Genomic DNA, 14594 nt, shown 5'->3' on the forward strand with positions numbered 1-14594 from the left:
AAGTGGCGCATGATCGGTGAAGCGGTGATTGACGGGGGCGTACCCCGATCGAAAAAAGCCTGATCGCATGGAAGCGCCGCGCGCGCGCAATCCCCAGGCCGTGCTGTTCGCATGCGGCCTGAACAGCGTGCGGTCGCCGATGGCCGAAAGCCTGCTGCAGCAGATGTTTCCGCAAGGCCTCTATGTTCGCTCGGCCGGCGTCAAGAAGGGCGAGCTCGACCCGTTCGCCGTCTCGGTGATGGCCGAACTCGGCCAGGACATTTCCAGCCACAAGCCGCAAACCTTCGAGGAGCTCGAGGACTGGGAGGGGCTGAACTTCGATCTCATCATCACGCTGTCGCCGGAGGCGCACCACAGGGCGCTGGATCTCACCCGCACGCTCGCCGCCGATGTCGAATACTGGCCGACGCAGGATCCGACCGGCACCAGCGGCAACCGCGAGCAGAAGCTCGCCGCCTACCGCGAGGTCTGCGACGGCCTGTTGCTTCGCATCCGCCGCCGCTTTGCCAGGGCCGGCGCGGCAAACCTGTGAGGCTCGGCGAGGCGAGCGGACCAGCGTGTTCCGATTCGCAGAACCGCCGCTTGTCGCCAGACTGACAAACAGCTGTGCTTATGGGGCCTGGTCTCCAGGCGGGGGCGCGATTCGCAGCCGGTTCCAAGGTTGTGCATCCATGCCCCATCCGATAGGTTCCGCCCGCGTCCGTCCCCCCGATTCAGCCCAAAAGCCCGCATGCTAGGCCGTCCCAAATTCGTTCTTGCTTCCGGTTCGCCGCGGCGGCTGGCCCTGCTCAACCAGGCCGGCATCGAGCCCGATGCGCTGCGCCCGGCCGATGTCGACGAGACCCCGCGGCGGGGCGAGTTGCCGCGCGCCTGCGCCAACCGCCTGGCGCGCGCCAAGGCCGACGCGGCGCTGAAATCGGTGCATCTTGACGACGACCTGCGCGGCTCCTTCATCATTGCCGCCGACACCGTGGTCGCGGTCGGCCGCCGCATCCTGCCCAAGGCCAATCTGGTCGACGAGGCCGCGCAGTGCCTGCGGCTGCTGTCGGGCCGCAATCACCGCGTCTACACCGCGATCTGCGTGGTGACGCCGCGCGAGGCATTCCGTCAGCGCCTGGTCGAAACGCGCGTGCGCTTCAAGCGGCTCAGCGAGGACGACATCCAGGCCTATATCGGCTCCGGCGAATGGCGCGGCAAAGCCGGCGGCTACGCGGTGCAAGGCATTGCCGGATCGTTCGTGGTCAAGATGGTCGGCTCCTACACCAATGTGGTCGGGCTGCCGCTCTACGAGACCGTGACCTTGCTCGGCGGCGAGGGCTTCCCGATCCGTCACGGCTGGCTCAACTCCGTCGCGGTGTGAGGTATCCACTTTCGTGCATCGAAGATGCGATACGGGTGGGCTCTTTCCTCGTGAACGACTCGCGATGAGACCCCACCCCAACTGCTCCACATCGTCATGGCCGGGCTATGCAACGAGGCCGATAGCCGGACGCGATAGCTTGCCGCAGGGGCGCGCTGCCAAAATATCGAAAACAACCCCATGCAAAGTAGCCGGCGGCTGCCGGCGTTCGACACGACAACTTGACTCGTCGGGCAAATCAGCGGCATTCTTCCATTATCCAGAAATCGCGGAGACGCCCCTCGCTCCGAGGCTATCGCCCTGCGCTTGCGGGCGAGATCGCCGTGTCGAGCCACGAGGCCAAGCACCTGCGCGCCGGCGAAGACGCATATGCGATTGCCCTACCCGCAAGCGGAGAGGGAGCGCAGCGGAACATGCGGCAGATGATGTAAACTCCGGCCCAGCCATGACCGACCAAGCCCGAAGGCCCAAGGCCATACCCTCTGCCACCCCGCGCGCCTGCCCGATCTGCGGCAAGTCCGTCGAGCAGGCCTTCCGCCCGTTCTGCTCGGCGCGCTGCCGCGACGTCGACCTCAACCGCTGGCTGACCGGCCGCTATGTCGTCCCAGGCCGCGAGGACGACGCGGAGGACCCGGAATAGCCAAGAGTTCCCAACAAGTTGGGGAAAGGTCAAAAGCCGGGCTCGCCGCACCGAAGCCTTTGGCGAAGGCGGGTGGACACGACGCCCCGACCTCTCTATAAACCGCCCGCTCGCTCCGGCCTTTTCGGCCCCGCGGGTATGCCCAGGTAGCTCAGTTGGTAGAGCATGCGACTGAAAATCGCAGTGTCGGTGGTTCGATCCCGCCCCTGGGCACCAAATCTGCGCTTTTCCACGCTGGAACGCGATCTTGTACGATCGCGTTCGCTAGATGATCGGCGCGAAGGGCGCTCCCGCGGTTGCGGCGAAGTTCTCAAGCACATTTAGATAGCAACGTCGTTCATGTTTCGCTCCACGCTGATCCTGGTCTGCGAAGGAGACTCACCGAAGTGCTGCCGGTAGGACGAAGCGAACCGACCAAGGTGTGAGAAGCCGTTTTGGATCGCCAAGTCCGCAATCGTATCGTGGACGTTCGGATCGTTCAGCGCGGTGCGAATGTCGCAGAGCCGCTGATAGCGCAGGAACTCGATCGGCCCCATTCCAAGCACTTCGTGAAATGCGCGATGCAGCGTGCGCCGCGGAAGCTTGAGTTCTGCGCACAGGTGAGAGACATGCACCGGCTTGCCTTTCCTGCCCTCGAGAAACTCTTCCGCCCGCCGAACGACTCTCGCCGCCGATGTCAGCGGGCCTTCGGCCAGCGCCGGCTCTCCGTTCCGGATGCCGACGGTCATGTCCTCGATGATGGTCCGCTTCCAAAAGTCTAAGGTCTCAGCGCTCATTGGCGCTTTCTGCTTACCGAGCGCGACAAGCAGCGACTGCGCGTTTGACCCGATGCGTGCGGCGAGGGCCGAATCTCCTTTGAAGAGATTGCGTCGCCAGCCAGCAATGTGACCCCAGCGTCCTTCCGTGCCGAAAATCCCCGCCAGGTCGGCCTCCGAAAAGGAGATGGTCAGCAGCGAAGCGGCGCCGTGATAGTTGCCCTCGTGCTCGGAGCGCGGAGGCGTGATGAGCATATCGCCGGGGGTAGATTCGTATGAGGCGCGTATGACGCGGTCGCTCGAATCCATCAGCATACCGACGATCACGCGGCCATCCGCCGATCCGCCAGAAGTTCGAATCCCGAGATTGAAGGAAACGAAGTCCAGGGGCATGCCGGCAATCGATGCGTGAACCAGGACGCCACGGAGAAGACCACGCTCGATCTGGACGATGTGCCGGTTTGTGCCGGTGACCACCTCGTTCAGCTGCTCGAAGCCTTCAACGCGATGCTCCCGAAGCGCCACGAACTGCCCATGGCTCATGTCAGTGCAACCTCTAAGGGCAATTGCATAGACTTTCCCGAAATCGTAGCGCTAACTGCGGTGCAATTGTGACAGTTATAACTGGACCGCGCGGCCTGCGGCAAAACACAGCAACGGTCGAAGCTTATCGCCAAATTCCTCGACACATTGCGAGATGCCCTCCGGCTCTGGCCACGACGCTAGGCACCTTATTTGCACCTTCGTTTTTGGCACAAACTGGACATCACGTTTGGCGCGAAATCTCCTATCCTCCCAGTTCAACGAGAGATAGAGCGCTGCCAAGGCGACGAGACCGGACCAGCGGCATCGAGCCTATCGCCATTGATTGGTTGCAATCGGAATGGCAGCTCTCGCGTGAGAAGGGGCAGTACAATGTCGGGATTAACGAAGGATTTCAGAGGTTTCTTTCGATTTGCAATTGTCGCAATTGGCGCGTTGGCGCTGACCACAGATAACGCCGGCGCGATGAACCTCGGGGCCGCAGGGTTTCTCGCCCAGCAAAGCCAAATTCAGGACAGCAACATTGTCCAAGTCCGCGCGGTCGCACGCGGAGGGCGCGCTGTCGTCGGGCCGCGCGGTGGCGCGGTAGTTCACCGCGGCGGCGCGGTTGTGGGGCCACGTGGGGCTGCCTATCGCGGTGGCACGGCCGTCGTCGGTCCACGCGGCAATGTAGCCGTGCGTAGGACGACCGTTGTGGCGCCGGGACGATGGGCGCGACCGGGCTGGTATCGCTGGCCCCGAGGCGGCGCGATCGCCGCGGGGGCTGCTATCGGCTTTGTCACCGCTGCGACGGCGGCGGCCTGGGCGGGCGCAGCGCCAGCGCCGGGCATGTGCTGGTACTACACCGACGCGTCCCGCACCCAAGGATTCTGGGACTACTGCCCGTAAGGCTATCGCGCAGGCAGGAGCAGACTTATGCAGCGGGCGGACATCGCGTCGCGGACGGATGAGCGCCAGACCGGCGAGACGGTCTGGATTGAGGGTGGCACCTTCCGGATGGGATCGAACGATCACTATCCGGAGGAGGCACCTGCGCACCGCGTGGCCGTGGATGGATTCTGGATCGACCGCACGCCGGTGACCAACCGGCAGTTCAAGCAATTCGTCAAAGTGACAGGCTACGTCACCACAGCACAAATTCCGCCGGACCCGAAGGATTATCCCGGCGCACTGCCACACATGATCTATGCCGGCTCTCTGGTTTTCTCGCCGCCGCGCCGCGTCACCGACCTGCGTGACTGGAGTCAGTGGTGGACTTTCATGAAAGGCGCCGACTGGCGGCACCCTTACGGGCCGAAGAGCAACATCAATGTGCTCGACAACCATCCGGTCGCGCACGTCTCCTTTGTCGACGCGATGGCATACGCAAAATGGGTCGGCAAGGATCTGCCGACGGAAGCCGAGTGGGAATTCGCCGCGCGCGGCGGACTCGACGGCGAGGAATATGCCTGGGGCGATGCACTCGCGCCCGGCGGCAAACACATGGCCAACACCTGGCAGGGCAACTTCCCGGTCGAGAACCTGAGCGAGGACGGCTACGAACGCACCTCGCCGGTGACCGCGTTTCCGCCGAACGGCTACGGCGTGTGCGACATGATCGGCAACGTCTGGGAATGGACTTCCGATTGGTGGTCGAGCAAGCACGACGGCGACGCACCGAAAGCCTGCTGCGTGCCAAGCAACCCACGCGGTGGCCCGGAGAGCGCGAGCTACGACCCCTGCCAGCCCGCAATCAGGATCCCGCGCAAGGTATTGAAAGGCGGGTCGCACCTCTGTGCGCCGAACTATTGTCGCCGCTATCGCCCGGCCGCTCGGCATGCCGAGCCGGTCGATACGTCGACGAGCCACGTCGGATTCAGGTGCGTGATTAGAAATGGGAGTGAACGATGAGTAAGAAGGATCAACTATTTCCTGACCGCCGCAGCGTTCTCCTAAGTGGGACGGCGCTCGTTGCAGCCACGGCAACCGACGCGTTCGCGCAGGCGCAGAAGACGGCACCGGCGCCGGGCGCTCCGGCCGCTACCCCAGCTCCGTCCGGCCGCAGGCCAAACATTCTCGTGATCTTCGGCGACGACATCGGGCAGACCAACATCAGCGCCTATTCGTTTGGGCTGATGGGCTACCGCACGCCGAATATCGACCGGATCGCGCGGGAGGGCATGATGTTCACCGACTACTACGCTGAGCAGAGTTGCACTGCGGGGCGGTCGTCCTTCATCACCGGCCAGTGCACCTTACGCACAGGTCTATCGAAGGTGGGAATGCCGGGCGTAACTGTCGGTCTTCAAGCGAGAGATGCGACCATTGCCGAACTGCTCAAGCCGCTCGGCTATGCGACCGGTCAATTTGGCAAAAATCACCTTGGCGACCGCAACGAATATCTGCCAACGGTCCATGGCTTCGATGAGTTCTTCGGCAATCTCTATCATCTGAACGCCGAGGAAGACCCGGAGTCACGCACGTATCCGCGCGACCCCCGATTCCTTGCAACGCTTGGGCCGCGCGGCGTCCTGCGCTGCAAAGCCTCTGATCGAGACGATCCGACTGAGCAGCCGCGGTGGGGCCGAGTCGGGAGGCAGACCATTGAGGACACCGGCCCGCTCACCAAAAAGCGCATGGAGACGATCGACGACGAGACGTCGGCTGCTGCGATTGACTTCATCCAACGTCAGGCGCGCGCGAATACGCCATTCTTCTGCTGGTTCAATTCGACGCGCATGCATTTTCGCACGCATGTACGGGAGTCACATCGTGACCAACCCGGATTGGCGTCCAGGACGGAATACGCCGACGGCATGATCGAGCATGATGCGACGATCGGAACGATCCTCAAGGCAGTGGACGATCTCGGGATCGGCAACGACACCATCATGATCTACACCACGGACAACGGTCCGCATCAAAATTCATGGCCGGATGCCGGCACGACGCCGTTTCGCAGTGAAAAGAATACGAACTGGGAAGGCGCGTTCCGCGTGCCGTGCATGATCCGCTGGCCGGGCCGCATCCAGGCCGGTTCGATGTCAAACGACATCATCAGCGGCCTCGATTGGCTGCCGACGTTGATGGCAGCGGCCGGCGAGCCGGATATCAAGAACAAACTGCTTCAAGGTCATGAGGCTGGCAGCAAGAGGTTCAAGGTCCACCTCGACGGTTACAACCAGCTTCCTTATCTCACGGGGCAACAGCCGCTCAGTGCGCGCAAGGAGTTCATCTACTTTGATGATGACGGCGATCTCGTCGCCATGCGGTACGAAAACTGGAAGATCGTTTTTGAAGAGCAGCGCGCCACCGGCACCCTGCGGATCTGGGCCGAGCCGTTCACCAAGCTGCGCACACCGAAAATGTTCGACCTGCGGTCGGATCCTTATGAACGTGCCGACATCACGTCGAACTCTTACTACGACTGGTTCATGTCGAACCCGGCGCCGTTTCTGGCCTCTCAAGCCGTGGTCGCGCCATTTCTGGCGACGTTCAAGGACTATCCCCCGAGCCAGAGGCCGCCGAGCTTCAGCATCGACCAACTCGTTGAGAAGATGCAGCGGAGCCTTGAACCGCCACACTGATGTGCAGTGTCAGCCGGCGAGCGCGTCGCTGGCCTCAGCGGCTCGAAGTAACAAGCATCGAGGGAGACTGTCGTGAAGAGGATAGTGCTCATAACTCTCGCCCTGGTATGGTTCGCCACGCCTGGAGCCGGACAAACCTCCTCCGCCGCCGAACTGAACGATCGATTCATTCAGAGCCGCGCCGTCGAAGCGGTTATCTGGGGCATGCCGGCGGTCAACTACGACCTGATGTTGCAGGCGGCGCTCAAGATCGGCGGCAAGGAGAACCAAATCGTCTACCAAATCGTCTATTGGTCGAACCTTCTCGATTGGAAGAACCAGACGCTCCTAATCCGAACACGATCTACTTCATGCCCTTCATCAACATGAAGGATGTGGGACCGGCGGTGGTCGAAATTCCGGCCGCCGACGAAGGACAAATCACAGGCACGATCACGGATGCGTGGCAGGTGGCGCTGGAGGATGTCGGGCCGGCCGGGGCAGACAAGGGCAAGGGCGGCAGATACCTCATTCTGCCGCCCGGCTACAGCAAGAACGTGCCGGAAGGCTACATCGTGCTCCGATCGCCGACCAATGCGGTCACCGGACTTTTTCGCTCGAACATCGGCAGAGGCAGCGACGCCGATATCGCCAAGGCGGTCGACTACGGCAAGCGGATCAAACTCTATCCGCTCTCCGGCGCTGCCAGCCCGCCGCCGACGACTTTCATCGATGCGCTCGGTGTCGAGTATGACAGCACGATCCCCTACGACATTCGGTTCTTCGAGTCGCTCAACCGGTTCGTCCAAATGGAGCCATGGCTCGAACGGGACAAGGCGATGATCGACCAACTCAAATCGGTCGGCATCGAGCAGGGCAAGCCGTTCAACCCGAATACCAAAACGCGGAAGGTCCTTGAAGAGGCGGCGATCGAAGCCCGCTCCGTGCTGGATCTAAAATACGAGGCGCTCTTCACGCCCTACTATCAGGGAAGCCAGTGGGCTCTTCCGGTGGCCCCCGCGGTTGTGGAGGGTCTGGCCAATTCGTTCACGACACCCGACGTCTACCCCGTGGACGACCGCGGCACATTTTTCTCCTTCGCATTCTCGAGTGTTAAGAAGTTGGGGTCGGGCCAGTTCTATCTGGTGGCCCTCCGCGACAAAGCGGGTCAGCCGCTCGATGGTGCGGATACCTATCGGCTGACGGTGCCGGCGAACGCGCCCGTTCAACTCTACTGGTCGGCTACCGTTTACGACCGCATCACTCACGCCTTGATCCGGGACCAGAAATGGCCGAGTCGAGCCTCGACCTCGCCCGGTCTGCAGACCAATGCCGACGGCTCGGTCGATCTCTTCTTCGGACCCAAGCCGCCGGCGGGCAAGGAGTCCAATTGGGTGCCGACGCAATCCGGACGCGGATGGGAAATCATGCTCCGCTTTTACGGGCCGGAGAAACCTCTCTTCGACAAGACGTGGCGAGTGCCTGAAATCGAGAAAGTAGGATTGCGATGACCCGCATCAGGAAGCTGGCCTCGACCGCCACGCTCCTGTTGGCGTGCTTTGCGGCACCGACACTCGCGCAAACACCCGTGCAGGTGACGGTCGAGAACTTCGTGCGCGCCGAGACAGACCTCTACTTCGGCAATTCCGTGAGGGAAGGCGGGTTCAACGGCTGGCATCATATCCGAGAACTCCTCCCGATCGAACATCAGACTGTCATCCGCGGCAATCGGGACACACTGTACTCGACGCACGTATTCGATCTCGATGCCGGGCAGGCGACGATCACACTGCCGGATTCTGGACAGCGATTCATGTCGCTGCAGATCATCAGCGAGGACCAGTACACGACGACAGAATACGGCGCAGGACCGCATACGCTCGACAAGACAAAAATCGGCACGCGCTACGCGCTGGCCGGTATCCGCACCCTGGTTGACCCAAACGATCCCGACGATCTCAAGCGCGTCCATGCGCTGCAGGATGCCATTCAGGTTTCACAGCCGGGCGGTCCCGGCAAGTTCGAGACTCCGAACTGGGACAAGGTCAGCCAGAAGAAAGTGCGGGATGCCTTGCTGGTTTTGGCGAGCACGGTCATGGATACGCGGCGCGCCTTCGGCACAAAGGACGAGGTCGATCCGGTTCAGTATCTGATCGGCGCTGCTTCGGCCTGGGGCGCCAACGCACCGCGTGATGCGATCTATCTCAATGTCGTTCCGGCAAAGAACGACGGAGTCGTCAACTACAAGCTAACAGTCAAGGATGTGCCCGTCGATGGATTCTGGTCGATCAGCCTCTACAATGCGGAGGGCTACTACGAGAAAAATCTATTTGATGCCTACACGCTCAACAACATTACGGCCAAAAAGGACAAGGATGGCTCGATAACGGTCAGGTTCGGCGGCTGTGACGGCAAGGTTTCCAACTGTATGCCAATCATGAAGGGGTGGAACTACATGGTCCGGCTCTATCGACCGCGCGCGGAGATTCTCGATGGCAAGTGGAAGTTTCCGGAAGCCGAACAGGTGAACCGATGAGCGGCCTCGACATCTTCGCCTGGATCGTGCTGATCATCGTGCTCGCCGTCGCGGTCCTGGTGTTCTGGTTGATGGGCTCGCTGCCAGGCCACGTTGCGAGATCGAGGGGCCATCCCTGGGCTGACGCAGTGCAGGTCGCCGGATGGATCACGTTGATCTTCGGCTTTGCGCTGTGGCCTGTGGCGCTGATCTGGGCCTATGTCGACGTGCCCGCCCGACGAGTTGCGGAGCCACGGCCATGATGATCGCGTTGATGGCGCTGTATCTCGCGCTGCTCTTCACGCTGGTCTGGCTCGGCATCATCCGCCTCAATGCGTTCTGGAAGGCCTCACCGCTGATCGTGCTGCTCCTGCTCAATATCGGCCTGTTCATCCCGATGGGGTGGGGCGCGCCGCAGGGCTCGGCGCTCGTCGGTCGTAACGCTGTGTCGATCGTGCCCTCGGTCGCGGGCGAAGTGACCGACGTTCCCGTCATGGCGAATACGCCTCTGAAAGCGGGAGACGTGCTGTTCAGGATCGATCCCACGCCGTATGACGCCCAGGTCAAGGCGATCGAGGCGCAGCTCAAGCTCGCGAGCACGCGCCTGTCGCAGATGACGACGCTGTATGAGCGCGATGCCGGACGCGGCTTTGACGTCGAGCAGCGGCAGTCCGAGGTCGATCAGCTGAAGGCGCAATTGCAGACAGCGCAATGGAATCTCGACCACACGGCGGTCCGAGCGCCTGCCGATGGCTACGTCACCAACCTCGCGTTGCGCAAGGGCGCGCGAGTTGCCAACCTGCCGCTCTCGCCGGTAATGGCCTTTATCGACACCGCGGAAACCATCATCGCCGTCGAAATCGACCAGATCGACGCTCGCTATGTCGCGCCGGGACAAGAGGTCGAGATCGCATTCAAGTTCGCGCCTGGGCAGGTGCTCACCGGCAAGGTCGAGAGCATCCTGCAGGCGGTGGCAACCGGCCAGACCCAGGTCTCAGGCCAGGCTGTGGCCCCCAAGGAGATCGCTACCGTCCCCTTCGTCGTGCGCGTCAGGCTCGATGATGCGGAGTTCGCCAGGCGCCTGCCGGCAGGTGCGACCGGCACGGCCGCGATCTTCACCGATCATGTCAAGGTTGCGCACCTGATCCGGCGCGTGCTGCTGCGCCAGATCGCGATCCTGAACTACGTCGTTCCGTTTTGAGGCAGGGGAGCACATGAGAAGAACATCATCGTGTTTGGCGCTCGCATCGCTCGGATTTGCCGTTGCCGCCCAGCCCTCGCAAGCCCTGGCCGATGCCGGCGGTGTTGGCTTCTGGCTGCCGGGAATATTCGGCAGCCTTGCCGCGGCGCCGACCGTTCCAGGTTGGGCCTACGCGACCATCTATCTGCATCTACAGGCCAACGCCGGCGCAACGCAGAACTTCGTCACCAGTAGCGGCGCACGCGGCTCGGTGGTGACCGGTCTCAACGCGCATGGCGATGCGCTCGCTCTGGGCATCACCTACACCTCTCCGACTCCCGTGCTCGGCGGCCAGGCGGCGTTTACAGTGCTCACGGCCCCCGGCAATGTCGGTCTCGGCATCGACGCCACACTGACCGGCCCGCGAGGCAATGCCATCTCGGGCACCGCGACCGACAATCGAACCACGCTCTCGGACGTGTACTATCAAGGTACCTTGAAGTGGAATCAGGGTGTCAACAACGAGATGGTCTACATCACCGGCAACATCCCGAGCGGCACCTACGATCCAAACCGGCTCGCCAATCTCAACCTGGGCTTCGTCGCATGGGACGTTGGCGCCGGCTACACCTATTTCGACCCGAAGACCGGGCACGAGTTCTCCGTGGTCGGCGGCTTCACGTACAGCCTGCCCAACCCATTTCTGCAGTACCAGAACGGAATCGATTTCCATGTCGACTGGGCCGCTTCGCAGTTCGTAAGCAAGAACGTGCAGATCGGGTTGGCTGGATATTTGTACCAGCAGATCACGGATGACAGCGGCCCCGGCGCGAAGCTGGGCGGTTTCAGAGGACGCGCGATCGGTATCGGCCCGCAGATTGGGTTCATCATCCCGCTGTCCGAGGGCTACCAGGGATATCTCAATCTGAGGGGGTATAAGGACCTCGAGGTCGAGAACCGGGCCTCGACCTGGAGCACGTGGGTCACGTTCGCGGTATCCGCAGCGCCCCCTGAACCCGCGACGAAGCCGACCTTGCGCAAATGACCGCCCGGCATCGTGTTGCAGCAGATCGCGATTGACGAGATCACGCGCGTAATCAATCTGGCGACCGCGCTGGACCGGATGTTGTCATTTGAGCCGACGAGCCGGATATTGTCCTCCGACGCGATGATCGCGTCGACCACGCTTGCGAGATAGGCCTTCCGAGCAGCGACGTCGCCCGACACGAGTTGCTGACGCATCAGGCGGGTGAACCGATCGATAGCGATCGGGTCAATCTAGATGGGGGTTGCACTCGACTTCTTCGCATAATGGAGAGCCACAACGGCCCTACCCCGGCTTGCCATCAACGCGGCGATCCGGTTCTTGAGGGATCCGGATCCATCGGCACCGTCGATAGCGCCGGTCTCAATGGCCGCATAAAGGCGCTCCAGCCGTTCCTCGGCCTCGGAAGTTTGGCGTGCTAGCTAGAGCCTATCGCGCGAAAGGATCTTCATAAAGAGTCCGTCCAGCTGTCTCCGGCATGAAGCGCAGCGCGATCAGCCCAACAACGCATGTAGCCATCATGTAATAGGCCGGCATCAGCTCGTTCCCGGTAACAGAGATAAGGCCGCTGTTGATTGCCGGCGCCGTGCCGCCAAAAATGGATGTCGAAATGTTGTAAGCGCCGGCGAAGCCGGCGAAGCGCACATGGGTGGGAAACATGGCCGGGAAAGTCGCCGAAATGGTCGCGAGTTGCGGTACGTAGAGCAGCCCGAGCAGAATGAAGCCGACACAGGCGCCGACGAGGCCCGTGCCCATGAGCATGTAGAGAGGGGCCACCAGCAGAAACAACCCGATCAGGGAGAAGCTCCACATCGGACGGCGCCCGATTCGGTCCGAGAGCCGGCCAGCAAATGGCAGGAACAGCATCATGAACAGCATGCCGAGGAGCGGCACCGCAAGCGCCTCATCCGGCGACAGGCCGATGCGGCTCTGAAGATAGGTTGGCATGTAGCTGAGCAGCGTATAATTGACGACATTGAGCGCAACCACCAGGCCGCCGACGACGAGCATAGGACGCCGGTGACGTGCCAGAAGGGCGATCAGGCCTGGTGAGGATCGTGCCTGGCTTGCGGCTTCGTGGGCACGGAAGACCGGCGTATCTTCCATTCTCGCGCGCAGATACGCGCCGACGAGGCCCATTGGCGCGGCGACCAGAAACGGAACGCGCCATCCCCAGTCGTGCATCGCCTGATCACCCAGAAAGAGCGAGAAGGATAACATCAGAAATGCGCCCAGCGAGAAGCCGGCCAGCGTTCCGAACTCCAGGAAACTCCCATAAAAGCCGCGTCGGTCATCGGGAGCGTACTCGGCCATGAACGTCGCGGCGCCGCCGTATTCGCCACCGGTCGAAAAGCCCTGTACGATGCGGAGAAGAACGAGCGACAGTGGCGCCCAGAAGCCGACGCTGTTGTAGGGGGGAATAAGCCCGACGCACAGCGTCGCGCCCGACATCAGCAGTATCGTTAGCGCCAACACGGATTTTCGGCCCACCCGGTCTCCCAGCGATCCCCAGAATATCCCGCCTAGCGGCCGTATGAGGAAGGAGATCGCGAACGTGGCCAACGCAAAAAGCACCGCTTCCCCGACGTCGCCGGGAAACAGTGCCGCGGAAATGTACGTCACGCCATACGCATAAATGCCGTAGTCGAACCATTCCGTCGCATTGCCGACGGCAGAGGCGGCAATCGCACGGCGCAACGTGGCGCGATCAGCAGTTCGATCAGGTGCGGAAACGGGGGCATTCACGATTGCTGTTCTCCGATCACCGCTGCGTCGGGCGTATTGGGGTCAAGCAGCGATGCAATCGGCGTCGTGCGTGGAAGAATCTGAAAGTCCTGCTGCTCGGGTGCAGGAACAGGTGGGGTTGCCGTCTGCCGCCACATGCCGAACGCGGCCGCGCCGCCGGCGCAAAGGCCGATGAAAAGGAAAAGCCCGCCGCTGCTCCAGCCTGTCATGAATATCGCTCCACCGATCGGCCCGAGCGCGGCGCCGACGGAATACAACAGCACCAGCCGTCCGCTTGCGGCGATACGTTGTGCGGCGTGCAGACGGTCGTTGCAATGGGCCACGCAGAGTGGATAGAGCGCAAAGCTGAGGCCACCAAACATTGTTCCGAGGATCAGCAGCCACGGGCCGACCGACGAGAGAAAGGAGATGACCAAGCTGATACACAGGGTTGCCGCGAAACTGAGCACAATGACCTGGCGACGATCATAGCGGTCGGAAATGCGTCCGAGCGGCCATTGCAGGATCACGCCGCCAAGAATCACGATCATCATGAAGTGGGCTGTCTGCGATAAATCGAACCCTAGGCGTCGAACCTGCACTGCGGCCAATCCGTAAAATGCCCCTAACATCAAGCCGGTCGTCATTGCTCCGACAGCACCGAGGGGTGATGCGGCAAAGAGTGTTCGGGTTCCGAACGCCGCGGCTTCGGCAGGCGGCGGCGCCGAGTTGCGTGTGAGACAAAGTGGAATGATCGCGAGCGAGATTAGCATTGACGCTAGTTGAAACGGAACAGCAGGCAAATCACCGCTGGCTCCTAGCAGCAACTGTCCCACCGCCTGTCCGCAATATAGTGCAACCATGTAGGCCGCTAGAATGCTGCCGCGCGAGGCCGCGTCAGCGCGTTCGTTTAGCCAGCTCTCGAGACAGACGAAGACGCCGGCGACGCAGAAGCCGTCGATCAGCCGCAGTCCCGACCAGAGCAGAGGATGGATGATTTGCGCGTAGCCGAGCGTGCTCGCGGAGAGAAGCGCAACGAACGCCGCAAAGGCGCGGATATGTCCCACGCGCCGGACGATACGCCCCGAGCGCAGGGCTCCGACGACCAGCCCGGCAAAATAGGCGGTCGCCACCGCGCCGATCACGATCGTGCCCTGTCCCGCCCGCTCGAGCCGCAAACTCAGGAGCGTCGCCATAAACCCGCTTCCCGCCATGAGCATAAAGATGGCGAGCAGCAGGCTACGAACCGGGGAGATTGCTGCAAGCATGACGATTGCGACGCGCGC

General features: G+C 62.1%; 16 protein-coding genes and 1 tRNA gene. 14 read left to right on the plus strand and 3 right to left on the minus strand.

The window, feature by feature from the left end:
• Positions 1-67 precede the first annotated feature (67 nt).
• From J6525_RS37050 to J6525_RS37065, 4 genes are all read left to right on the plus strand, one after another.
• Positions 68-532 (plus strand): arsenate-mycothiol transferase ArsC, encoded by a 465-nt coding sequence (locus tag J6525_RS37050; protein ID WP_076828053.1) that lies wholly within the window; start codon positions 68-70, stop codon positions 530-532.
• Between the two features lie 198 nt (positions 533-730).
• Positions 731-1360: a Maf-like protein gene (locus J6525_RS37055; RefSeq protein WP_018269043.1), complete on the plus strand. Its 630-nt coding sequence runs from the start codon at positions 731-733 to the stop codon at positions 1358-1360.
• 445 nt (positions 1361-1805) lie between these two features.
• Positions 1806-2000: a DNA gyrase inhibitor YacG gene (gene yacG / locus J6525_RS37060; protein ID WP_225648342.1), complete on the plus strand. Its 195-nt coding sequence runs from the start codon at positions 1806-1808 to the stop codon at positions 1998-2000.
• 140 nt (positions 2001-2140) lie between these two features.
• A tRNA-Phe gene (locus tag J6525_RS37065) sits at positions 2141-2216 on the plus strand.
• Positions 2217-2320: 104 nt separating this feature from the next.
• On the opposite strand, the gene J6525_RS37070 is transcribed toward J6525_RS37065, so the two are convergent.
• The gene (locus tag J6525_RS37070; RefSeq protein WP_225648343.1) at positions 2321-3298 is read right to left on the minus strand and encodes a helix-turn-helix domain-containing protein; all 978 of its coding nucleotides are present in this window, start codon (positions 3296-3298) and stop codon (positions 2321-2323) included.
• A gap of 675 nt (positions 3299-3973) precedes the next feature.
• On the opposite strand from J6525_RS37070, the gene J6525_RS47615 reads away from it, so the two are divergent.
• From J6525_RS47615 to J6525_RS37115, 10 genes are all read left to right on the plus strand, one after another.
• A complete protein-coding gene (locus tag J6525_RS47615; RefSeq protein ID WP_376708611.1) occupies positions 3974-4186 on the plus strand; it encodes a hypothetical protein in 213 nt (70 codons plus the stop codon).
• Positions 4187-4213: 27 nt separating this feature from the next.
• Positions 4214-5188 carry a formylglycine-generating enzyme family protein gene (locus J6525_RS37080; RefSeq protein WP_225648344.1) on the plus strand — a complete coding sequence of 325 codons (975 nt, stop codon included), beginning with the start codon at positions 4214-4216 and terminating at the stop codon, positions 5186-5188.
• Entirely contained in the window at positions 5185-6864 is a 1680-nt protein-coding gene (locus J6525_RS37085) for an arylsulfatase (RefSeq protein WP_225648345.1), read from the plus strand. The genes J6525_RS37080 and J6525_RS37085 overlap by 4 nt, the downstream gene beginning before the upstream one ends.
• A gap of 72 nt (positions 6865-6936) precedes the next feature.
• Positions 6937-7233 (plus strand): hypothetical protein, encoded by a 297-nt coding sequence (locus J6525_RS47330; protein WP_312010029.1) that lies wholly within the window; start codon positions 6937-6939, stop codon positions 7231-7233.
• Positions 7215-8354, plus strand: a complete 1140-nt coding sequence (locus J6525_RS37090; RefSeq protein WP_312010030.1) for a DUF1214 domain-containing protein — start codon at positions 7215-7217, stop codon at positions 8352-8354. The genes J6525_RS47330 and J6525_RS37090 overlap by 19 nt, the downstream gene beginning before the upstream one ends.
• Positions 8351-9379: a DUF1254 domain-containing protein gene (locus J6525_RS37095; RefSeq protein ID WP_225648346.1), complete on the plus strand. Its 1029-nt coding sequence runs from the start codon at positions 8351-8353 to the stop codon at positions 9377-9379. The genes J6525_RS37090 and J6525_RS37095 overlap by 4 nt, the downstream gene beginning before the upstream one ends.
• The gene (locus J6525_RS37100) at positions 9376-9621 is read left to right on the plus strand and encodes a DUF3302 domain-containing protein (protein WP_225648347.1); all 246 of its coding nucleotides are present in this window, start codon (positions 9376-9378) and stop codon (positions 9619-9621) included. Before J6525_RS37095 ends, J6525_RS37100 begins: the two co-directional genes overlap by 4 nt.
• Positions 9618-10559 (plus strand): HlyD family secretion protein, encoded by a 942-nt coding sequence (locus J6525_RS37105; protein WP_225648348.1) that lies wholly within the window; start codon positions 9618-9620, stop codon positions 10557-10559. The genes J6525_RS37100 and J6525_RS37105 overlap by 4 nt, the downstream gene beginning before the upstream one ends.
• 13 nt (positions 10560-10572) lie before the next feature.
• Positions 10573-11583: a SphA family protein gene (locus J6525_RS37110; RefSeq protein WP_225648349.1), complete on the plus strand. Its 1011-nt coding sequence runs from the start codon at positions 10573-10575 to the stop codon at positions 11581-11583.
• A gap of 12 nt (positions 11584-11595) precedes the next feature.
• A complete protein-coding gene (locus tag J6525_RS37115) occupies positions 11596-11736 on the plus strand; it encodes a hypothetical protein (protein WP_225648350.1) in 141 nt (46 codons plus the stop codon).
• A 276-nt stretch (positions 11737-12012) separates the two neighbouring features.
• On the opposite strand, the gene J6525_RS37120 is transcribed toward J6525_RS37115, so the two are convergent.
• Both J6525_RS37120 and J6525_RS37125 read right to left on the minus strand, forming a co-directional pair.
• Positions 12013-13329: an MFS transporter gene (locus J6525_RS37120; RefSeq protein ID WP_225648351.1), complete on the minus strand. Its 1317-nt coding sequence runs from the start codon at positions 13327-13329 to the stop codon at positions 12013-12015.
• Positions 13326-14576: an MFS transporter gene (locus tag J6525_RS37125; RefSeq protein ID WP_225648352.1), complete on the minus strand. Its 1251-nt coding sequence runs from the start codon at positions 14574-14576 to the stop codon at positions 13326-13328. Before J6525_RS37125 ends, J6525_RS37120 begins: the two co-directional genes overlap by 4 nt.
• Positions 14577-14594: the final 18 nt, after the last annotated feature.

This window comes from Bradyrhizobium australafricanum (assembly GCF_020329495.1).
GTDB classification, from domain to species: Bacteria; Pseudomonadota; Alphaproteobacteria; order Rhizobiales; family Xanthobacteraceae; genus Bradyrhizobium; species Bradyrhizobium australafricanum.